This is a genomic window from Flavobacterium algoriphilum (assembly GCF_048158655.1).
Classification (GTDB): domain Bacteria; phylum Bacteroidota; class Bacteroidia; order Flavobacteriales; family Flavobacteriaceae; genus Flavobacterium; species Flavobacterium algoriphilum.
Window position 1 is genome coordinate 403,578 of the sequence record NZ_JBLNKY010000001.1, and the last position, 20,921, is coordinate 424,498.

The following is a 20,921-nucleotide window of genomic DNA, read 5'->3' on the forward strand; positions in this document are numbered from 1 at the left end:
AACTTTTCAGGAACTAAAAAATAAGAATAGTTTGAAAATTAGGGGGATCCACTAACGAAAACGTTGTAATTGTCTCAAATTATTTGTTTTTTAGAATTAATTTTAAAAAAATTCCGTCCCTAAAATGGTTCCTTTATGGAATTTCTAAAACGGTAAGAAGCGTATTTTCGGATAACGCATTCCTTTCTAAGGAGAAAATGCATGCGTTTTAGATGAGATAAAATAAGTGGTAAGATACATTCCCAAAAACGTACAAAATTGTTGATCTAATTAATTTCTTTATCCAAAGTAAAAATTACGTTCCCGCAAATGCAATGCCTATTAAGGAAATGTTTTTTTCATGAATCAATTTTAAAACTCTAACCAATAGCATTCAAATTATTACGGTGAAAACGTTAATTATTAATGTAATTGCAAATTATCTTAACCAAATACGGTAATTGATTATAAAATTCAACCGCTTTTTAAGAATCATTTTGTTAACTTCCTAACATGAAACTTTGCATCCTAAAGTTTTAGACTAAACCATTTTCTTCTATCTTTGCTTCATGCAATTTTCAGAAATTTTAGGACAAGAACACATTAAAAGTCATTTGACAAAAAGTGCTGATTTGGGCAGAATTCCCCATGCACAATTGTTCGTTGGACCTGAGGGAAGTGGAACTTTACCCATGGCAATTGCTTATGCGCAATATATTATCTGCAGCAATCAAAACTCAGAAAACTCGGGTTCAAACGAAGCTTGTAACATCAAATTCCACAAAACATCCCATCCGGATTTGCATTTTATTTATCCAACCGTAAGTACCGAAGATGTAAAAACGAAACCCAAAAGTATCGATTTCATCACGGAATGGCGGGAGTTTTTAAACCAAAATCCGTACGGTAGTTTGTTCGACTGGTACCAAATGTTAGGTGTTAAAAACAAACAAGGTGAAATAAGGGTAGATGATGCTCAGGAAATCTTAAAATCGCTCGCTCTAAAATCCTACGAAGGCGGATACAAAATAATGATTATTTGGATGGCCGATAAATTGAATATTGCCGCTTCCAATAAATTATTAAAACTACTCGAAGAACCTACGGACAGAACGGTTTTCATCTTGATTTCAGAAAACGAAGAAGATATTATTCAAACCATTCGTTCCCGATGCCAAGTGCTGCATTTTAATGGTTTGAGTGAAAACGTTATCTCCGATGCCCTTATTTCCAGAGAAAATATAGAATCTAAAACCGCTATAAAAATAGCACATCAAGCACAAGGAAATTATAATAAAGCACTGCAATTATTGCAACCAGATAGCGAATCTGTTTTTTTCGAAAAATGGTTTGTTGACTGGGTCCGAGCCGCTTTTAGAGCCAAAGGAAATGCAGCTGCCATTCAGGACTTGATTCAATGGAGCGAGCAAATTGCCGGTTTAGGAAGAGAAACCCAAAAGAAGTTTTTACATTTTTGCATCGATATGTTCCGTCAAGCCTTGTTGCTCAATTACCAAACGGAAAGCTTGGTTTACATAGAACCACAAGTGGAGAAATTCAAGCTTGAGAATTTTGCGCCTTTTGTAAATGGAAACAATATCAATGCTATTTTCAAAGAACTTTCGGATGCCATGTATCATATTGAACGCAACGGAAATGCGAAAATTATTTTAACCGATTTATCTATAAAACTAACCCGTTTAATTCACAAAAAATAAAAACATGAACAACATTACTTCTATTTTAATTTTGATTTTTCTGGCAATTACTTTTCTGCAATCCGGTTATGACAAACTCTTTTATTGGAAAGATAATGTGGACTGGTTAAAAGAACATTTTGCTAAAACCCCATTAAAAAACCAAGTGCCTTTGGCGCTATTGAATATTTTAATTTTAGAATTAATCTCCGGTATTTTAAGTATTGTTGGCTGCATCGAATTATTGGTAAACAATGGAAGAATCTTTGGGTTTTACGGAGCAGTTTTCTCTTGTATCACTTTATTGATGTTACTTTTTGGCCAAAGATTAGCCAAAGATTATGATGGTGCCAGAACGATTGTTATCTATTTCATACCCGCTATATTGGCCGTTTATTGGTTAAACTAGGAACTACACTATATTTAAAATAATACTTACTTTTTATACAAAAAATGACTCCAAAACATCCTTCAGAATCTCTGACGATATTAACCGATTTGGTTTTACCGAGCGAAACCAATCCTTTGAATAATCTTTTTGGTGGCGAATTGTTAGCCCGAATGGATCGTGCAGCAAGTATCGCAGCCGGAAGACATTCCCGAAGAATAACCGTAACGGCATCCGTAAATCACGTTGCGTTTAACAGAGCTATTCCACTGGGAAGCGTTGTAAATGTTGAGGCAAAAGTCTCGAGAGCTTTCAAAAGTTCAATGGAAATATTTATTGATGTTTGGGTTGAAGACCGACAATCCGGAAACCGTACCAAAGCCAATGAAGCTATTTATACTTTTGTAGCTGTTGATGATACCGGAAGACCTGTAGAAGTGCCGCAAATAGTACCAGTAACAGAACTGGAAAAACAACGTTTTGATGCAGCCCTAAGACGAAAACAGCTGAGTTTAGTTTTAGCAGGAAAAATGAACCCGCATGATGCAACAGAATTAAAAGCTTTGTTCACATAACAATCTTAGCATGTTGTTTTTTATTGAAAAATAGATTTTAAAATATTCTTGAAAGAGAAAATTTACATTAAAAAAAGAAGTATTTTTACGAAAATAAATGTTTTACATAAACGAAATTTTCAGGATAATTAGTCATTCTGTCAGTTTCTTATAGTTATAAAATAATACAAATAGATGAAAGAAAAGGTAAAAGAGAAGATGAGTACAGAGAAAGAATCTAAATTAAAAGCGCTACAACTTACGCTTGACAAACTAGACAAAACATACGGAAAAGGAACCGTAATGAAGATGGGAGATAAAGCCATTGAGGAAGTAGAAACTATTTCTTCCGGGTCTTTAGGAATCGATTTAGCATTAGGGGTTGGAGGATATCCAAGAGGAAGAATAATTGAAATATACGGGCCAGAATCGTCTGGAAAAACAACTTTGACGCTTCATGCCATTGCTGAGGCTCAAAAAGCGGGTGGAATTGCTGCTTTTATTGATGCAGAACACGCTTTCGATAGAAATTATGCAGAGAAATTAGGCGTTGATATCGAAAACCTAATCATTTCTCAACCTGATAATGGAGAACAAGCTTTAGAAATTGCTGAAAACTTGATTCGTTCAGGTGCAATTGACATTGTTGTAATTGACTCGGTTGCTGCTTTGACTCCAAAAAGTGAAATTGAAGGTGAAATGGGAGATTCTAAAATGGGTCTTCACGCCCGTTTAATGTCTCAAGCATTGCGTAAATTAACAGGAACTATCAGTAAAACAAATTGTACTGTTTTCTTTATTAACCAATTAAGAGAGAAGATTGGGGTAATGTTTGGTAATCCGGAAACTACAACCGGTGGAAATGCATTGAAGTTTTACGCATCGATTCGTTTAGATATTCGTCGTTCTACTCAAATAAAAGATGGTGATAACGTACTTGGAAACAGAACCAAAGTAAAAGTGGTGAAAAACAAAGTCGCTCCGCCATTTAAAATCGCTGAATTTGACATCATGTATGGTGAAGGAATTTCAAAAACAGGAGAAATTTTGGATCTTGCAGTAGAATTTGAAATCATCAAAAAAGCGGGATCTTGGTTCAGTTATGGCGAAACCAAATTAGGACAAGGCCGTGATGCTGTAAAGTCTTTAATAAAAGACAATCCTGAATTAGCGGATGAATTAGAAGAAAAAATTAAAGCTAGAATAAAAGAATTAGCAGAAGCATAAAACCTAAAACCCGAAAATTTTTCGGGTTTTTTTATTTTTATACCCAAAACCTTTTTTTAAAAATTTGTATCTACTTTGGAAACTATAAACCAGTTTTTATTGGGTTATACTCTGGTATAAGTTATGCTTCTTAGTTTTATCAAATACTATTAATTGACTATAAATTGTCTCCCGAACTTCTTCCCGAATTTCTTTTCGTTCTACACATTTTTTGCCCAAAGTTTCCACATGTGAATGGATTTTAACCCGCATGAGTCCGGGACTCCCACTAAAAAATTTATAAGAAAATCTTTTTTTATTGTCTGCAAAAGTAATAGGGACAATTGGTATTTCATGTTCTATTGCCAATCGGAAAGCACCATCTTTGAAAGTATCCAAAATTACGGATTCATCATCCGGAATGCCCCCTTCAGGGAAAATACAGATACTCAATCCTTGATTTATTCTATTTTGTGCTCGATTAAAAACTTCTATTTTACTTTTGGAACAATTTCTGTCTACTAAAATACAGGTTCTTTTATAGAAAAATCCAAATAAAGGAATTTTTGAGAGTTCTTTTTTACCCACAAAAACAAAAGGGTTTTTAATTATAGCGAGCATTAGCATAATATCAGTCATAGAAGTATGATTAGCCACGATCATATAACTTTTATGAGATTCCAATACTTGATTTTTATCTATTTTATAATAAAATCCCATTCCAAAAAGAATGAATTTTGCCCAAATACGAGCCATCTTAAAAAAATAAGGATAGCCCCTTTCAGACAAGATTGACATAGCCAGAAAAGGAAACATTACTACTATGGGAATGGTCATCAAAACATAAAACCATATGCGCCAAAGTGTCCAAAAAATAATTTTCAATCCTCTCATAAGGTCAAAAATAAGGAATCCTATGATACTATTATTAAAAAAATTTAATTTGAAAACGATAAGTAACAGAAAAACTTAGAAAACCTTGCAAAATTTGCGAAAATCTTTGCGAACTTTGCGGTCAAGCAAAAATATATAATGGCAAAAATACTTACAGGCGTTCAAAGTACAGGAACTCCGCATCTGGGAAACTTACTTGGCGCAATCATTCCCGCAATAGCATTATCTAATAATCCCGAAAACGAATCGTTTCTTTTCATCGCCGACTTACATTCCATAACGCAAATAAAAAACGGAGAAACTTTAAGAACAAACACATATAGTACTGCCGCCGCTTGGCTTGCCTGTGGCTTAGATGTAGACAAAGTAGTTTTCTACAGACAATCAGATGTGCCACAAACAGCAGAATTATCTTGGTATTTGAGTTGTTTTTTCCCTTTTCAACGCTTGACATTGGCGCATTCTTTCAAAGATAAAGCCGACAGGCTCGAAGATGTCAATGCCGGTTTGTTCTCCTATCCCATGTTAATGGCTGCCGATATTTTATTATACGATGCCGAGTTTGTTCCCGTAGGAAAAGACCAGTTGCAACACCTCGAAATTACACGTGATGTAGCGTCTCGTTTCAACCACCAAATGGGAGAAACTTTTGTACTTCCTGAAGCCAAAATTCAAGAAGACAGCATGCTTATTCCTGGAACCAATGGTGGGAAAATGAGTAAATCAGCGAATAATATTATCAATATTTTCTTAGACGACAAAGCGTTGCGCAAACAAGTCATGACCATTGAAACGGACAGCACGCCGCTTGAAGAACCTAAGAATCCAGAAACGTGTAATGCTTTTGCTATTTATTCATTATTAGCAAATGAAGAACAACAAGCCATTATGAGAACCAATTATTCGGGTGGAAATTATGGTTACGGTCACGCTAAACAAGCGTTGTTTGAACTGATTACAGAAACTTTCAAAACCGAAAGAGAAAAATACAATTACTACATGAATAACCTTCCTGAAGTAGACGCTTTGTTAAAAATTGGTGCCCAAAAAGCGACAGTTGTTGCCAATGGTGTTTTGAGCAGAGTGAGAGAAAAACTAGGGTTTGAAGTTTAAAAAAACAAACAATTCTATCAGTGTTTGAAACGCTGGTAGAATTATATCGCCTCAAACAATTTCCCTGGTAAAGGTCGAATCACACCCTTGAGTTCCATGTTCAATAGCATTCCTGAGATTTTATAAATAGGAAAATCACAACGCAAGGCAATAATATCCATTAACTCTTTTCCGGTTTTTAAGAGGTAATCATATACTTTTTGTTCGTCTTCTTCTAAAGTTACAAACAATTGTTTTTGTACTGGTTTTGACTCTTTTTGAATATCCCAATTCAAGATATAAATTAAATCGGCGGCGCTGGTGAGCACATTTGCTTTTTGGGTTTTAATCAGGTTGTTGCAACCCTGGCTGTATTTGTCAGTAACACGTCCCGGAACGGCAAAAACATCTCGGTTGTAATCATTGGCCATGTTGGCCGTAATCAATGAACCTCCCCTGTCTGCTGACTCAATTACAATGGTTGCTTCAGTCATGCCGGCAACGATTCTGTTTCTTTTTACGAAATTTTCTTTGTCCGGATTCGAGGAACTCCAAAACTCGGTCATGAATCCTCCGTTTTGTTCCACTTTGGCAACGTATTTCTTATGCGTTTTTGGGTAAATTTGGTTCAAACCATGCGCAACAACTCCAATCGTTTGCAAATTGTTTTCCATCGCCAATTGATGCGCCACAATATCTACCCCATAAGCAAAACCACTTACGATGATAGGATCTAACGGTGCCAAATCTTCAATCAGTTTTCTACAGAATTCCATACCATACGAGGTGATTTGACGCGTACCCACAATGCTGATTATCTTTTTGTTTTTTAAATTAATATTCCCCGAGGTGAATAATAAAAGTGGTCCGTCGATACAATGTTTCAACCGTTCGGGATATTCTTCGTCTTGAAAATAAACCGCGTTTATAGCATTAGATTTTATAAACTCAAGCTCCAGATTGGCTTTTTCGAAAACTAATTTATCCTTTAACTTTTTCAGTAGCATAGAACCCACACCATCAATAGCGGCGAGCTGTCCTGTCTTTGTATTGAAGACTTCTTCGGCACTTCCGCAATGTGTAATCAGTTTTTTAGCCATAATATCCCCAACACCTTCTACTCTTTGTAGAGCCAATAAATAAAATAAATCTTGTTCTTTCATATGTAGATTATGCTTGTTTTTTATTGGAATATGGAATACCCCAGTTTAAAGAAAATCTTTATTTATGTTTGTCTTACGATTAAACATGGCTATTTCATGCTAATCATTTGTGAGTGAAATGTATAAAATATAAAGCGGATTGTTAATAAAAATTGTGAATAAAATTTTGATAACTATTTTCGTTGTATAACTTTGTAAGTATGAAAATCGAACTTTATATCGCACAGCTTTTATACCGTTATCAATGTGTAACCGTTCCGGGTTTCGGAGCTTTTTTAACCCAAATTCAATCGGCTCAGTTGAATGAAAGCACAAATTCATTTTCTCCTCCAAAAAAAATGATTTCTTTTAATGCTAATCTAAAGAATAATGATGGCTTATTAGCGAATCATATTGCTCAAATTGAAAAAACATCTTATGAATATGCCGTAAGTGCTGTTCAATATGAAGTTTTTACGTGGAAAAAAGCATTAGAAGAAAACAACATTTTTTCTTTAAAAAACATTGGAGATCTTTGCTTGAATTCCGATAATAATTTGGTTTTCACGCCTTACGATCAAACCAATTATTTGGCAAGTTCTTTTGGTTTAGCTCCTTTCGTTTCTCCTCTTGTAAAAAGAGAACTCTTCGAAAAAGAGTTGGAAGCAATCGAAGAAAAAGAATCAATTCAATTTATTCCTGAAACAAGAACAGCAAGCCCCTATTTAAAATATGCTGCAATTTTTGTATTAGGATTAGGTCTAACAGGAAGTGTGGGTTATTCTATTTACCAAAACCAGATTGCCTCAGAAACAATGATTGTTGAAACTGCTGTTCAAAAACAAGTACAAAATAAAATCCAAGAAGCTACTTTCTTTATCAAAAGTCCAGTTCCAGCTGTAACACTATCCGTTAAATCAACCACTAAGGAAGTAAAAATGCCGTATCACATTATGGCTGGGGTTTATAGAGAGGAAAAAAATGCAGATAAGACATTTAATCAATTAATTCATTTAGGATACAAAGCCCGTCGCGTAGCCCCTAATAAACATGGATTGTTTCCTGTACTGTACGGAAGTTATACCACTTTTGCAGAAGCGCAAAAAGCGCAATCTGAAATTCAGAAAAAGCACAATCCAGAAGCTTGGATATTAATTCAATCCTTATAAAATGTAAAAAACCTATTCAAATCGAATAGGTTTTTTACATTTTATAAACTTCAATGTTTAATTCAAACTCGCTTTAAACATTTTCAGTTCATCCCAAGTAAACTTCTCGCCTACTTGTTCCTTCAAATTATTCAAAGATTCCTCTTTGTAGCCTCTAAAAGCTTCGGCTAGTCCCTCTAGCTTATCTTCTGGTAAAACATCTGTAATGGCAATGGTTCCTGCTTGAATAAGCCGTACTAAATGCCCGTCAATGGTTTGTATGGTTAATTTTCTAATTGCAGCGATTTCAGCAACCGAATTCTTCTCCAGCCACAATTCATAGGTTTCCTGCACGGTAGATTTCTTAGGGTCTTTTTTATCTGAATTCTTTTTTGAAGTATACCGTTCAACATCTTTATCACCATCAATCAAAGTGATATTTAATTTCTTAAATTGATTTTGAATCGCTTCCGTTTTTCGGCTGATGTAATTTTTAATTTCTGATGAAGTCAATTTCTCTTTCGAAATGGTTTCACCTGCAACAACGGTTTCAATCAATAATTTGGCTTTCATTAATCGCAAGACGGCTTTAGACTGCAATTCTTCCAATACGATTAATTCATCATAAAAGGCTTTTACTTTCTTGATTCGTTTTACTTCTTCCAGTTTCCAAAGGATTTCAAAAACCAAATCATCCATTGGCTCCAGAAAATAACCAAATGCCGCTTGTATTCTTTCTGAAATATGGTTTAAATCGGCGGTTTCTTGGCTGAAAAGCTTATTCAATTGGGATATGAATTTTTTGGATGGATCCAAAAGTTGTTCAATGACATCCGTTTGCTTTTTGGCCCAAACGGCATGTTTGGATTTCTCTGAATTTTCGGATTTTTCCGAATAGCTGAATCTATGATTGCGCCATTCCTGAGCCAAATCGCTCCAATCGAAGCTGTTAATCAAATAATTGTGGATGAAATTCTTAGTTTCAAAATGCAGTGCATTTTCTAAAAATGAATCCGAAGCTTTGTTCAGCGAGTAGTCCATTACATCCTGGTCGTTAGAAATTCCATTCATACGCAACGGAGAAAGTAAAATAAGCCCTTCTAACGAGCGCAAACGCGACAATGCCACATACGCCTGCCCTGGAAGAAAAACCTGCGAAACATCAAGCGCAGCTTTGTCAAAAGTCAATCCCTGGCTTTTATGAACCGTTATCGCCCAAGCTAATTTTATCGGATAATGAACAAAAGTTCCTAAAACCTCTTCTTCAATTTCTTTAGTCATTTCGTCTACTTTGTAACGAATGTTTTGCCATTCGTACTTTTCGACTTCTATGGTTTTGTTTTCTTCTGGAAAATAAACCAAAATTTCCTGGCTGGAAAGTGATTTGACAATCCCCATTTTTCCGTTGAAATAGTTTTTATCAAAAGATAAATCGTTTTTAACAAACATGATTTGCGCCCCTACTTTTAACTTCAATTGTTCTTCAACAGGGAATATTTTTTCTGGAAAGTCTCCCACAATTTCTGGTTTATAAATCACCGACTTTCCTTCTAGATCTTCCAAAGCCTGCGCATTCATGGTGTCGGCTTTGGCGTTATGGGTAGTTAAAGTGATATACCCTTTATTCGCTTTTAAATCGAAATCCGGTTTTACGTATTGATTTAAAGTCAGAATATCTTCTTGAGTAATTTGGTTGTTTCGAAGGTTGTTTAAAACTGCAATAAAAGTATCATCCGTCTGACGAAAAATTTTAGATAATTCAATGTATAACGGTGGATTTTGTTGCACAACATGGGAATGGAAAAAGAATTTTCCTTTGTAATATGTTTTTAAGGTTCTCCATTCTTCATCCCGAATCACCGGCGGTAATTGCAATAAATCACCAATAAACAGTACTTGAACGCCACCAAAAGGAGTACTTTTTTTACGTACCGTTTGCATCATATAATCCATAGCGTCCAATAAATCCGCACGAAGCATACTGACTTCATCAATTACCAACAATTCCATATTGCGAATTACGGATTTCTTCAAACCGCTCATTTTGAAATGCCTGCGCAAAGTAGCTTTGGTTTCAAATTTAGTGCTTTCAGAAAATTGAGGCGATGAATTATCCGGAATAAATCCACCAAACGGCAACTGAAACATGGAATGTATCGTTACTCCACCCGCGTTTAACGCAGCAATTCCTGTAGGTGCAACAACAACGGTATTCTTGTGCGTAGTTTGGATAATTTCGCGTAAAAGTGTGGTTTTACCAGTTCCTGCTTTTCCGGTAAGGAAAACGGATCGATGGGTTTGATTGATGAATCGTAAAGTGTAAGCGGCTGCTTCTGAAATTGTTTGCATTAGGCGTGTATATATAAAGCTAAAGTATTGAAAATAGGATTCATATTTTAATTTTCGAAAGACAATTTATGTCTTGATTCCACATTTTTTTAGCCCCGACAGCAGCGAAAATCCTCGAGATTTAGAAAGTGATTTTTTCTAGCCGGAAAAGAGCGACCGCAGGAAGCTCCTTTTATGGGTAAGAAAAAACGCTTTCTAAACGAGAGATTACTTCACTATACTTTTATTTTAATTGGAGTTCAGTGAACTACGTTTAAAGTGAAAGCGGGAAATAACTTCAAAAAAAATGCCTCCAATCTAAATTTTAGACGAAGGCATTCATTTGAATTAATGTGAAAAATTATTTTTTAACTTCTTCCTTTGGAGTTGCTGATTTGTATTTGTTGTTCAACTCTTTAATGATTTCTTTTGTAATATCATATTTATCTTCTGCATACAAAATTGAAGCTGCGTCGCCTGTTCCGTAGATATAAGTGTATCCTTTTTCTTTACCGTAGGTTTTGATAAATTTTTTTACACCGCTAACCAACGAATCCATTTCTTTTCCGCTTTCTTGTTGTAACTCTTGTGCTAATTGTTGTTGTGCAGCACCTAATTGTTGTTCTCTTTTTTGCAATTCAGCTCCTTTTTGTTGTGCCCAAGCTTGGCCGTTTGCCTGCGCTTGTGCTTGAAAACCTGCCGCTTCTTGTTTGAAACGATTAATTTCAGCTTCTAGCTGTCTTCCTTTCTCTTCTGATTTTGCTTTATATTTTGCTTCTAGGTCTTTTGCTTCTGTATATTCTTTCATCAACACTGAAGTATCTACGTAAGCTGTTTTTACTTCCTTAACTTCTGCGACTGGTTTGTTACAAGATACAATTGAAATTGAAAGTGCGATAATTACTAATGCTATTTTACTCATATTTTTAAAATTTCTTTTTTGGTATTCGTGAATCTTCGATTTCATTTTGGTGAATTTCTAGTTTTAAGTATTGGTGACAAAAATATAAAAAAATAGATAGCATTGACATAAAGTTTGAAAAATGCAAAATATTTATGATATAAGATTTTATTATTGTAATTGATAAATGTATAATTTGTGACTATTAAAAACAGACTTCATATCTTTTAAATAAACGAACTACTTTAAAAATCCGACAAACAGTTCGTTTCGCCTAAAAAACGTCGTTTAAATGTGCTTAAAATAGATTTTAGCTGTTTTTTAGGATGTAAATGTGCGAAGAATACTCAAAATCACTCGTTGCGTCCCAATTGGATTGTAATCCGATAAAAAAGGCTTTGATGAAATTCATTTTCCCTGTTTTGTATTTTTCAGAAAGCAAGCTCACATAAAAAGAATCAAATTTCATAGGAAGTACTTTTACCAATTGCATTTCCTCTTTTTCGAAAAGCATTTTTATTGCCTTTTTCGAAAAATGCCAAAAATGAATCGGTACATCATAAGCTGCCCAAAACTTCCCATAATATTTTGCATCAAAAGATTTGAAGTTTGGAACCGCAATTATTAAAGTCCCATTTGGTTTTAACAATCGTTTTAATTCTTTTAGTTGCTCATCTAAATCAGGAACGTGTTCTAAAACATGCCACATCGAAATGATGTCAAACGAATGACTTTCTAATTCGCTCGTTTCGTCAATAAATGAAACCCCTTTCTGTTTTGCAATCGCTTTGGCTTTATCACTTGGTTCCACCCCTATCGTGTGCCAACCGTTTTCTTTGGCCACCGATAAAAAATCTCCAGTTCCTGCGCCAATGTCCAAAATGCTTCCTTTATTTGGCTGCAACGAATTGATTAAATTCAGTTTGTTTTTTAGCGCGATGCTTTTTACAAAATGATACGCTTTTTCAAACAAGGATCGCTTACTGTCTGTATGAGAAATGTAATCCACACTTTCGTAATACTTCCCTAAATTTTCTAAACTGGGTTGCGGATAAGTGATTAACATATCCAACTCCTCGTCATGATATAAATCAAATGTTTCTTTAGAAACGGAATAATCTTTAACGGTTAAAAAATGCTTTTTGTTTGAAATATCCATATTGTTAGTTTTCAGTTTTCAGTCGCAGTTTACAGCTGAATCCCTTTATATAATGCAAATTTGATTTTGTTTCACGTGGAACGTATTGATTTAAGAACAAAGATTAACGATTTCTGATTTCAGATCTTTTGCAAATCTACAATCAAAAATCGTTAATCAAAAATCTACAATCCTTAACGTCCCATATAAATCAGCAACACCGAAACATCACTTGGTGAAACACCGCTAATCCTAGATGCTTGAGAAATGGTTACCGGACGAATCTTAGTTAATTTTTGTTTTGCTTCAATTGACATTGATTTTATCTTATTATAATCAAAATTTTCAGGAATTTTTACATCTTCCAAACGTGTCAATTTATCAGCATTGTTTCTTTCTTTTTCAATATAACCGGAATACTTTACTTGAATTTCGGCCTGTTCTAAAATTTCTTGGTCTACATCATTTGCAGCAACGTAATCTGCTACCTTTTCAAATTTCATCATGTCATCCAAATCAATTTGCGGACGAGAGAAAACTTTAAACATCTTATCACCTTGTGTAATCAAGGCGGTATCTTTTGACTCCAAAATAGGATTTGCTTCTGCAATAGAAACACTCGTTTCTTTGAAGAAGGCAACCATTTTTTCAGATTCATTCAGTTTGTGTTCCATCCTGCGCAAACGTGCTTCAGAAGCCAAACCAATTTCATGCGACACAGGCGTTAGTCTAAAATCAGCATTATCCTGACGAAGTAACGTTCTGTATTCCGCACGAGAAGTAAACATTCGATAGGGCTCTTCGGTTCCTTTAGTGATTAAATCATCTATTAAAACACCGATATACGCTTCGTCTCTTTTTAAAATTAACGGTGCTTTTTCATGCACTTTTAAATGCGCATTGATTCCAGCCATTAGTCCTTGAGAAGCCGCTTCTTCATATCCGGTTGTTCCATTTATTTGTCCGGCGAAATACAAACCTTCAACAAGCTTTGTTTCTAAAGTATGTTTTAATTGTGTCGGCGGAAAATAATCGTATTCGATTGCATAACCCGGACGAAAGAATTTTACTTTCTCAAATCCTACAACCGAACGCAACGCTTTGAATTGAATATCCTCAGGCAGCGAAGTTGAAAAACCATTTACATAAACCTCACAGGTATTCCATCCTTCCGGCTCCACAAATAATTGGTGTCTTTCTTTATCAGCAAAACGATTAATTTTATCTTCAATTGACGGACAATATCTTGGTCCAAGACTTTTTATTCTACCGTTAAACATTGGCGAACGATCAAAACCTTCTCTCAGAATATCATGAACTTCAAGCGAAGTATACGTCATGTGACACGATTTCTGATGAACCAATGGTGACGTTATATCCGAATACGAAAACTTATCCGGCTTAGCATCTCCTTTTTCTTCATTCATATTGGAATAATCCAAAGAACGTCCATCAACTCTAGGAGGCGTTCCTGTTTTCATTCTTCCTGCTTGAAAACCTGCATTCACTAAATCTTCAGTAATTCCATAGGCAGCACTCTCACCAGCTCTTCCTCCACCAAATTGTTTTTCGCCAATATGAATCAAACCATTCAGGAAAGTTCCATTAGTCAACACAACCGATTTAGAGCGAATCTCCACTCCAAGCGAAGTGCGAATCCCTTTTATTTTTCCGTTTTCAATAATCAAACCTTTCACCATCTCCTGATAAAAATCAAGATTTGGAGTTCCTTCCAGCATCATTCTCCATTCCTCAGCAAAACGCATCCGGTCACTTTGAACACGTGGTGACCACATCGCTGGTCCTTTGGACTTGTTCAGCATCTTAAACTGAATAGCAGTTCTGTCCGAAACAATTCCGGAGTATCCGCCCAATGCATCAATCTCGCGCACAATTTGTCCTTTGGCAATTCCGCCCATTGCAGGGTTGCATGACATCTGAGCTATGTTCTGCAAACTCATTGTTACCAATAAGGTTTTAGAACCCAAATTTGCAGCAGCGGCAGCAGCCTCAGAACCGGCATGTCCAGCGCCAACAACTATCACATCATATTCATCTAGAAACATCTTTTCGTATAATTTAATCCTTCAATTGTATTCCGGATTCTAATTTTGAAATCTATTTTATTGTTTTGTTCCACGTGAAACATTGCGTTGTAACTTTCGTCGACTGTAAAAATGTTCCACGTGAAACACGACGACCTTTTTTCTAAAAGCAAAACTATTGTTCCACGTGAAACAACACTAGCTTTTCATCTTCTTTATTTCTCATCAATAATTCATCAGTATCCCCTTTGTCTTTATATCCACAATAGTGTAAAACTCCGTGAACCAGAACACGTTTCAATTCATCTTCAAATGGAACATTGAAATCAACAGCATTGTCCTTTACTCTTTCGATTGAAACAAAAATATCGCCGCTCAACTCATTCCCCAACGAATAATCAAAACTAATGATATCCGTTAATGTGTCATGATTAAGGTATTCTAAATTGATTTTATGCAAATACTCATCGTCGCAAAAGATGTAGTTTATCTCTCCTTCTTTCTTGTTTTCTGAAATAATAACAGTAGTCAACCAAGTAGCAACTGCTTCTTCGTTGTCTAAGGTAAAGTCGGTTTCGTAATTAAAATTGATCATTTTTTATTAAAATATTCTTGAACCTTTTGATTAAAATTCGAGCGCAAAGGTAAGGATTGTCTATTTAATATTTCTATGCTATTCAAATAATCTAATAAAGCAGCTGGCAGTGCATTAGATTGATTATTAAACACCTTTTTATTGGTTTCTGATTGGCGTTTATTTTCTTCTCCTTGTTGCTGTAAAGCTGTATTTAATTTTAATAATTCCTGCTTCACATTAAGAATTTTTTGAAGCGTTTCATTTTTAAATCCCTTGTTTAATAACTGCTTTTCGATTTGCTTCATTTGATCCAAAGTACTTTGTCCATTGCCGCCCATCCCATGTTTAATAAATTCGTTTTCCAAAGCTTCTCGCAACTGCTTTTGTTCTTTATAAATCTCCATTATGGATTGGGCATCTCCTTCTCCTTCGCCATCCTGACTTTCACCTTTACCCGGTTTTCCTTCTTTACCGCTTTCCCCTTTTGGACCATCACCGGGTTTTTGACCTTTCTTAATTCCTTCTTTCACCTTCTCCCCTAAACCTTCCTGTTTTTTTATAATATCTGGCAATTGCATTCCCTGCCCTTGACCCGATTTTGGCTTTCCTGAACCCATTCCAGACAATGACAATTGCATCGTGTTAAGCATATCGCTAAGCATATCAGCTAATTTATTGGCAGCAGCTATAGAATATTGCTGATGGGATAATCCTTTAGGAACTTGAGCATCGGATAAACTCTCTAAAGATTTGTCAATATTGTAATGGACATTACCAACTTCTTTAGTCACGTCTTCAGCAATTTTAGGGTTTCTTAAAGACATGGCAAACAAACTGTCATCCACATGTTTGAACTGCTGTTTTAAATCTTGTTGGATTTTAATGTTTTTATTATAACCTGGAGAACCCGCTTTATGCCCTTTAAACTGATTCATTAAATCTTCCTGTGATACAGAAAATGCCAATAAATTATCCAGAATTTGTCGCAACATAGCAACATCCTCTTGCAGCTCTTCCTTCTCATTCCCTTCCAAACTTTCTGCCATCTTTGACGCCATCTCTTTCATCTTTTTCGAAGCGCTTTTTTGATTTGCCTTAGCCTTTGCTTTATTATCCTTCTTTAATTCCACAGAGGCTTTCTTTAAATCTTCATCGATACCTTTTTCATTAGCATCATCTTTAGGCAGATCCATAGGTGATTTTAATTCTTCATTTTCCTTTTCTAAATCTTTTAAATCTTCTTGAATCTTGTCAAAATCAGCATTGATATCTTCTTGTTTGTCCAGTTTGTTTTCCTTTTCGTCATCCGATAATTTATCTTGCTTTTCAGAAAGTTTGTTTAATTTATCGCCTAATTGTTCCGCTTTCTTTTCGACATAATACTTCTTGGTTAACTCGACTAATTGTTCTAAATTTTTAATTTGATTTTTACTGTTTTGTTTAAACTTATCTAATTTGGAAAGCAACTCTTCGTTTTTAATTTTATCATTCAGCTCTTTTAATTCATCCAACAATTTTTGGTTTTTATCAAAATCTTTATCGGCTTTGTCCATTCGCTTTTCTAACTCTTCTTTTAATTCGTCCTTTTTAACGGTTTTAAATTTATCTAAATTATCCTTCATTTTCTCCGCAAACTGTTTCATCATTTCATTTTGTAGCTTTTGACGTTTGATAAAATCATTTACTTTCTGTTGGTCTTTGAATTCAAGATTTTCTTTCTCTTTACCTGTTTTTTGTAATTTTTCAATTTCGACAATTTGTTTGTCTTGGTTTTTTAACGACTTTTCTAAACCATTAATATTATCATTTTGCAGTTGCAAAATTTCATCATCTTTCTCTTCATCTGTAGAAACACGAATGGAAAAAACCGAAGATTTTGTGCTTTTAAAATGATGAATAGCGTCGTTATCATACACTTCAAAATAATATTCATACGAAACACCTTGTTCTACGAGAAGATTACTTGGGAACGAAAATACAAATTGATCGACTGCAGCTTTTTTAACAGCAATTGTTCCACGTCTGACAAGCTTTGGTTTATTTCTTTCATAATACACAATCTGAAGTTTAGACAATCCATAATCATCGGAGATTTGTCCTAATACATAGTTCCTACCCACCTTCAAACTGTCCGGCGCATTGTCTACCGTGATCGCAGGAAACTGATCTTTAACAATAGTAAACTGATAATTCAGTTTTTCGTAGTTTTTTACCTTTTTATTTGAAGTAAGAATTTGATAATCTGTGTTTTGAAATATATTTCTAGATAAAGTAAAAGTGTTATCTGTTTTCGAAAAAGGAAAATTAGACTTTTCGTCCATCCAATCCACTTTTTGTGTGGCTTGTGTATCCATTTTCCAAGTTACACGCGTTCCTTCGGGAATAATGGCGTTACCAGTTCCTTTGATGTTCTCCTGTTTTTTATTCAAATAAGACGGAAAGTTCAATTGCATTTCGAAATTAGCTATCGAAGGAACCATAATCACTTTCAATACATAATCCAATGAAGAAACGGCATTTCCCTCCACGTGGAACAAAATGTCTTCAGTAGGCTTTATAATTTTAAATTCAAACTCCCCTCCTTTTGAGTTTTCCATAAAGTAACTTTCGTCACCAATAAAAATCATCGCATTTTCCGGAACAATTTTACCCTCAGTTTTAACTCGAAGTATAAAATCTTTTCCTTGTTCTGTTTGTAAATTCGAATTTAAAACCCGAAACTTAAAAGGAGCCGGCGGTAAAAAGACCGAATTGAAATGCACTACTCTATTCAAACTTTGCGAAATCACATTACTGTTACCGGAAAAATAAAAGAAAGCAAAGAATAAAACAGGAATTAGTGCTAACGGTAAATATTTATGGTTTGTATTGAAGTTAATGGCATTGCCAAAAGGTATAGGTTGTAACGAGTTCGCTTTTTGTTCAATTGAAGCCACAAGCAATTCCGATTTATTTTGATGATTATCCAAATCTACCAATTGCAAAAAATTCGTCAGCTTATCACTCACTTCCGTAAAATGATTTCCAATAATAGCCGATGCCTGTTTGTAATTAATTCCTTTTTGGAGTTTGAATAATTTAAATATTGGAAATAAAATAAATCGAGACAATAAATACACTTCAACGCCCACAAAACCAAAAAATAAAATCGTTCTTCCCATTGGTTTGAGCCAAAGAAAATGTTCAACAAAAAGCGTGAATAGAAAATACAACAATCCTAAACCGATAAAGAAAATTATTCCCCGTATCAATTCATTCGTGTAAAACTTTCTGATAAAAGCTTCCAATTTCTGATAAATAATATTTGAGTGCTCCAAAATTTACAACATGTTTTTATAACCAATAAAAGTAACCATTTTTAAATTCAGTCCATGTTAAAAATACAATAATCAAAAAAACGTGGCTAATTAGATTTACTGCTTAACCATAAAGTAGCTAAAGTTTACAAAAAATTAAACAATACATGGAATTTAAGATCGTATACTATTTGTATTGATATACCTTATGTAGAAATTAAATAAAAAACAACTTTGTGTCTTTGTGACTTCATGGCGAAAAGAACTTCTTATCTTTGCAAAAAAATTACAGCAATGTCTAAACAAGTTCGTGTGCGTTTTGCACCAAGTCCAACTGGACCATTACATATTGGCGGAGTACGTACCGCATTATTCAATTATTTGTTTGCCAAAAAAAACAATGGTGTTTTCTTTCTAAGAATTGAAGACACTGACCAAAACCGTTTTGTTCCAGGAGCCGAAAAATATATCATTGAAGCACTAGAATGGCTAGGAATTGCTCCAGATGAAACTATTGCAAAAAACGAAAAATTTGGTCCTTATCGTCAAAGCGAAAGAAAAGATTTGTACCAACAATATGCGGATGAATTAATCAATTCCGGTAATGCCTATTATGCTTTTGATACCGCAGAAGCGTTAGACGCAGAAAGAAAATTAGAAGAAGAACAAGGAAATACTTTTATATACAATCACCACAACAGAGAAAAACTAGATACTTCTTTAGTTATTTCTGCTGAAGAAACTGCCATAAGAATTGCTGATGGTGCTGCTTATGTGATCCGTTTTAAAACTCCTGTAAACGAAACCTTGCATTTACATGATATCATTCGTGGAGACGTAAAGTTTGAAACGAGTCATTTAGATGATAAAGTATTGTTTAAAAGCGATGGAATGCCAACCTATCATTTGGCTAATATTGTAGATGATCATTTAATGGAAACGTCACACGTAATTCGTGGTGAAGAATGGTTGCCTTCTATGCCTTTACACGTTTTATTGTACAGAGCATTTGGTTGGGAAGCCCCCCAATTTGCACATTTGCCATTGATTCTGAAACCTGTCGGAAACGGAAAATTATCCAAACGTGATGGTGACAAGATGGGATTTCCTGTATTTCCATTGGATTGGAAAACAGCCGAAGGTATTTCTTCAGGGTACAGAGAAAAAGGATTTTTTCCAGAAGCAGTTGTTAACTTCTTAGCTTTATTAGGTTGGAATGATGGAACAGAAAAAGAATTATTTTCGCTGGAAGAATTAGTTCAAGCATTTGATTTAAAAAGAGTTCACAAAGCTGGAGCTAAATTTGATCCAGAAAAAAACAAATGGTTCAATCACCAATATTTGGTTAAACAAAAAGATATCAATTTGGCGAAATCCTTTGCTCCTATTGTCGAATCTAAGAATGTTAACCGATATTATTCTTTAGTAGAACTGACAAAGATTGTTTCTTTAATTAAAGAACGAGCCCATTTTGTCTCTGAATTTTGGGAATTAAGTGATTTCTTTTTTATGTCACCAAAATCGTATGATGAAAAAGCACGGAAAAACTGGAAGGAAGAAACACCAACATTGATGCAAGAATTAATTTCTGTTTTACAAGAAATCACTGATTTTACTTCAATGAATATCGAAACCATCGTAAAAGATTGGATGACGAAAAACGAAATTGGAATGGGTAAAGTAATGCAACCATTTCGTTTGAGTTTAGTTGGTGCATTGAAAGGTCCTCACCTATTTGATATCGTTGAAGTAATTGGAAAAGAAGAAACGATTAACAGAATTCAAAAAGCTATAGCTACTTTATAAAAAATAACCCTTTCAGAATTTAAAACTCTGAAAGGGTTTAATGATAAAAAGCTTCTAAACCTCAATCTGAATTGGAATCTTTTTTTATAAATAAAGAATCAAATCTCCATTGATAATTCCCGGATTACCTTTGAAATTTACTCCTAAATTTTTAGTGTTCAAATTACCCAGCATATTATTGATTCCATATTGATACGAAATAGCAGCCCTAAAATGGCGAACGCCAAAAGTTATTCCAACTGTTGGATAAAAATTAAACTTTGAAATATCTATAATATCTTTGGCTAATAATGTGGTTCCAGAAATGTTGTTATTTTCTTTATTAGAGTCAATTTTAAACTTTCCGTTTACTTGAACCAAAGGTCCAAACTCAACACTCAAATGATTTTCGATCAATTTATAACTTAATTGCAATGCTATTTGAGCAGAAGGCAGTTTATAATTTACATCTTCATTTACTGAAAAAAAGTTTTTTGTGGCTACTGAAAAATTATTTTCGCTGAACTGCATTGCGTAAACCATGTCCCAATTATTGTAAAAATTTCCTCGCATAGAAAGTCCTGCATTCCATCCTATTCCAGGTTTAGTCTGGAAATTAGTAGTGCTCATCGTTAATTGATTAACACCAAAACTGATACCAATTCTGTTCGAATCTCTGTATCCATATTGTGAAAAAGCAGTTATGCTAATTAAAATAAAAACTAAAGTAATATATATCTTTTTCATAAAA

The 20,921-nt window shown here is 34.5% G+C and carries 16 protein-coding genes; 7 read left to right on the plus strand and 9 right to left on the minus strand.

Annotation, left to right across the window (positions count from 1 at the left end; translation table 11 throughout):
- Positions 1-548: 548 nt before the first annotated feature.
- The 4 genes from ACM55G_RS01750 (at position 549) to recA (ending at position 3,845) form a co-directional block, all read left to right on the plus strand.
- Complete coding sequence (locus ACM55G_RS01750; RefSeq protein ID WP_416842180.1) at positions 549-1,697, plus strand: DNA polymerase III subunit; 1,149 nt, start codon at positions 549-551, stop codon at positions 1,695-1,697.
- Between the two features lie 4 nt (positions 1,698-1,701).
- Positions 1,702-2,085, plus strand: coding sequence for a DoxX family membrane protein (locus ACM55G_RS01755; RefSeq protein ID WP_416842181.1), 384 nt, complete (start codon positions 1,702-1,704; stop codon positions 2,083-2,085).
- 44 nt (positions 2,086-2,129) lie between these two features.
- Positions 2,130-2,639 carry an acyl-CoA thioesterase gene (locus ACM55G_RS01760; RefSeq protein ID WP_416842182.1) on the plus strand — a complete coding sequence of 170 codons (510 nt, stop codon included), beginning with the start codon at positions 2,130-2,132 and terminating at the stop codon, positions 2,637-2,639.
- A gap of 198 nt (positions 2,640-2,837) precedes the next feature.
- A complete protein-coding gene (gene recA / locus ACM55G_RS01765) occupies positions 2,838-3,845 on the plus strand; it encodes a recombinase RecA (RefSeq protein WP_091203513.1) in 1,008 nt (335 codons plus the stop codon).
- 96 nt (positions 3,846-3,941) lie between these two features.
- Here the strand turns inward: recA and ACM55G_RS01770 are convergent, their stop codons facing one another.
- On the minus strand, positions 3,942-4,718 hold the full coding sequence (locus ACM55G_RS01770) for a lysophospholipid acyltransferase family protein (protein ID WP_416842183.1): 777 nt from the start codon (positions 4,716-4,718) through the stop codon (positions 3,942-3,944).
- 138 nt (positions 4,719-4,856) lie between these two features.
- Here ACM55G_RS01770 and trpS point away from each other — a divergent pair, with 138 nt between their 5' ends.
- Complete coding sequence (gene trpS, locus ACM55G_RS01775; RefSeq protein WP_416842184.1) at positions 4,857-5,831, plus strand: tryptophan--tRNA ligase; 975 nt, start codon at positions 4,857-4,859, stop codon at positions 5,829-5,831.
- A 41-nt stretch (positions 5,832-5,872) separates the two neighbouring features.
- Here the strand turns inward: trpS and dprA are convergent, their stop codons facing one another.
- Positions 5,873-6,973, minus strand: a complete 1,101-nt coding sequence (gene dprA / locus ACM55G_RS01780) for a DNA-processing protein DprA (RefSeq protein ID WP_416842185.1) — start codon at positions 6,971-6,973, stop codon at positions 5,873-5,875.
- A gap of 200 nt (positions 6,974-7,173) precedes the next feature.
- Between dprA and ACM55G_RS01785 the strand changes: the two genes are divergently transcribed.
- A complete protein-coding gene (locus ACM55G_RS01785; RefSeq protein ID WP_416842186.1) occupies positions 7,174-8,121 on the plus strand; it encodes an HU domain-containing protein in 948 nt (315 codons plus the stop codon).
- Positions 8,122-8,178: 57 nt separating this feature from the next.
- On the opposite strand, the gene ACM55G_RS01790 is transcribed toward ACM55G_RS01785, so the two are convergent.
- The 6 genes from ACM55G_RS01790 to ACM55G_RS01815 form a co-directional block, all read right to left on the minus strand.
- Positions 8,179-10,449, minus strand: coding sequence for a helix-turn-helix domain-containing protein (locus ACM55G_RS01790; protein ID WP_416842187.1), 2,271 nt, complete (start codon positions 10,447-10,449; stop codon positions 8,179-8,181).
- A gap of 340 nt (positions 10,450-10,789) precedes the next feature.
- Positions 10,790-11,350, minus strand: coding sequence for an OmpH/Skp family outer membrane protein (locus ACM55G_RS01795; protein WP_416842188.1), 561 nt, complete (start codon positions 11,348-11,350; stop codon positions 10,790-10,792).
- A 289-nt stretch (positions 11,351-11,639) separates the two neighbouring features.
- Positions 11,640-12,488, minus strand: coding sequence for a class I SAM-dependent methyltransferase (locus ACM55G_RS01800; protein WP_416842189.1), 849 nt, complete (start codon positions 12,486-12,488; stop codon positions 11,640-11,642).
- Positions 12,489-12,661: 173 nt separating this feature from the next.
- On the minus strand, positions 12,662-14,533 hold the full coding sequence (gene mnmG / locus ACM55G_RS01805; RefSeq protein WP_416842190.1) for a tRNA uridine-5-carboxymethylaminomethyl(34) synthesis enzyme MnmG: 1,872 nt from the start codon (positions 14,531-14,533) through the stop codon (positions 12,662-12,664).
- Positions 14,534-14,687: 154 nt separating this feature from the next.
- Positions 14,688-15,107 (minus strand): rRNA maturation RNase YbeY, encoded by a 420-nt coding sequence (ybeY, locus tag ACM55G_RS01810; RefSeq protein WP_416842191.1) that lies wholly within the window; start codon positions 15,105-15,107, stop codon positions 14,688-14,690.
- Positions 15,104-18,406: a hypothetical protein gene (locus ACM55G_RS01815; protein ID WP_416842192.1), complete on the minus strand. Its 3,303-nt coding sequence runs from the start codon at positions 18,404-18,406 to the stop codon at positions 15,104-15,106. Before ACM55G_RS01815 ends, ybeY begins: the two co-directional genes overlap by 4 nt.
- Positions 18,407-18,679: 273 nt before the next feature.
- Here ACM55G_RS01815 and gltX point away from each other — a divergent pair, with 273 nt between their 5' ends.
- Complete coding sequence (gene gltX / locus ACM55G_RS01820) at positions 18,680-20,191, plus strand: glutamate--tRNA ligase (RefSeq protein ID WP_416842193.1); 1,512 nt, start codon at positions 18,680-18,682, stop codon at positions 20,189-20,191.
- 84 nt (positions 20,192-20,275) lie between these two features.
- Here the strand turns inward: gltX and ACM55G_RS01825 are convergent, their stop codons facing one another.
- Positions 20,276-20,917, minus strand: a complete 642-nt coding sequence (locus tag ACM55G_RS01825; RefSeq protein ID WP_416842194.1) for an outer membrane beta-barrel protein — start codon at positions 20,915-20,917, stop codon at positions 20,276-20,278.
- Positions 20,918-20,921: the final 4 nt, after the last annotated feature.

Bases quoted from the DNA above. Each gene is read 5' to 3' on its own strand.
- ACM55G_RS01750 (WP_416842180.1), top strand. From the start codon at position 549: ATGCAATTTTCAGAAATTTTAGGACAAGAACACATTAAAAGTCATTTG.
- ACM55G_RS01755 (WP_416842181.1), top strand. From the start codon at position 1,702: ATGAACAACATTACTTCTATTTTAATTTTGATTTTTCTGGCAATTACT.
- ACM55G_RS01760 (WP_416842182.1), top strand. From the start codon at position 2,130: ATGACTCCAAAACATCCTTCAGAATCTCTGACGATATTAACCGATTTG.
- recA (WP_091203513.1), top strand. From the start codon at position 2,838: ATGAGTACAGAGAAAGAATCTAAATTAAAAGCGCTACAACTTACGCTT.
- ACM55G_RS01770 (WP_416842183.1), bottom strand. From the start codon at position 4,718: ATGAGAGGATTGAAAATTATTTTTTGGACACTTTGGCGCATATGGTTT.
- trpS (WP_416842184.1), top strand. From the start codon at position 4,857: ATGGCAAAAATACTTACAGGCGTTCAAAGTACAGGAACTCCGCATCTG.
- dprA (WP_416842185.1), bottom strand. From the start codon at position 6,973: ATGAAAGAACAAGATTTATTTTATTTATTGGCTCTACAAAGAGTAGAA.
- ACM55G_RS01785 (WP_416842186.1), top strand. From the start codon at position 7,174: ATGAAAATCGAACTTTATATCGCACAGCTTTTATACCGTTATCAATGT.
- ACM55G_RS01790 (WP_416842187.1), bottom strand. From the start codon at position 10,449: ATGCAAACAATTTCAGAAGCAGCCGCTTACACTTTACGATTCATCAAT.
- ACM55G_RS01795 (WP_416842188.1), bottom strand. From the start codon at position 11,350: ATGAGTAAAATAGCATTAGTAATTATCGCACTTTCAATTTCAATTGTA.
- ACM55G_RS01800 (WP_416842189.1), bottom strand. From the start codon at position 12,488: ATGGATATTTCAAACAAAAAGCATTTTTTAACCGTTAAAGATTATTCC.
- mnmG (WP_416842190.1), bottom strand. From the start codon at position 14,533: ATGTTTCTAGATGAATATGATGTGATAGTTGTTGGCGCTGGACATGCC.
- ybeY (WP_416842191.1), bottom strand. From the start codon at position 15,107: ATGATCAATTTTAATTACGAAACCGACTTTACCTTAGACAACGAAGAA.
- gltX (WP_416842193.1), top strand. From the start codon at position 18,680: ATGTCTAAACAAGTTCGTGTGCGTTTTGCACCAAGTCCAACTGGACCA.
- ACM55G_RS01825 (WP_416842194.1), bottom strand. From the start codon at position 20,917: ATGAAAAAGATATATATTACTTTAGTTTTTATTTTAATTAGCATAACT.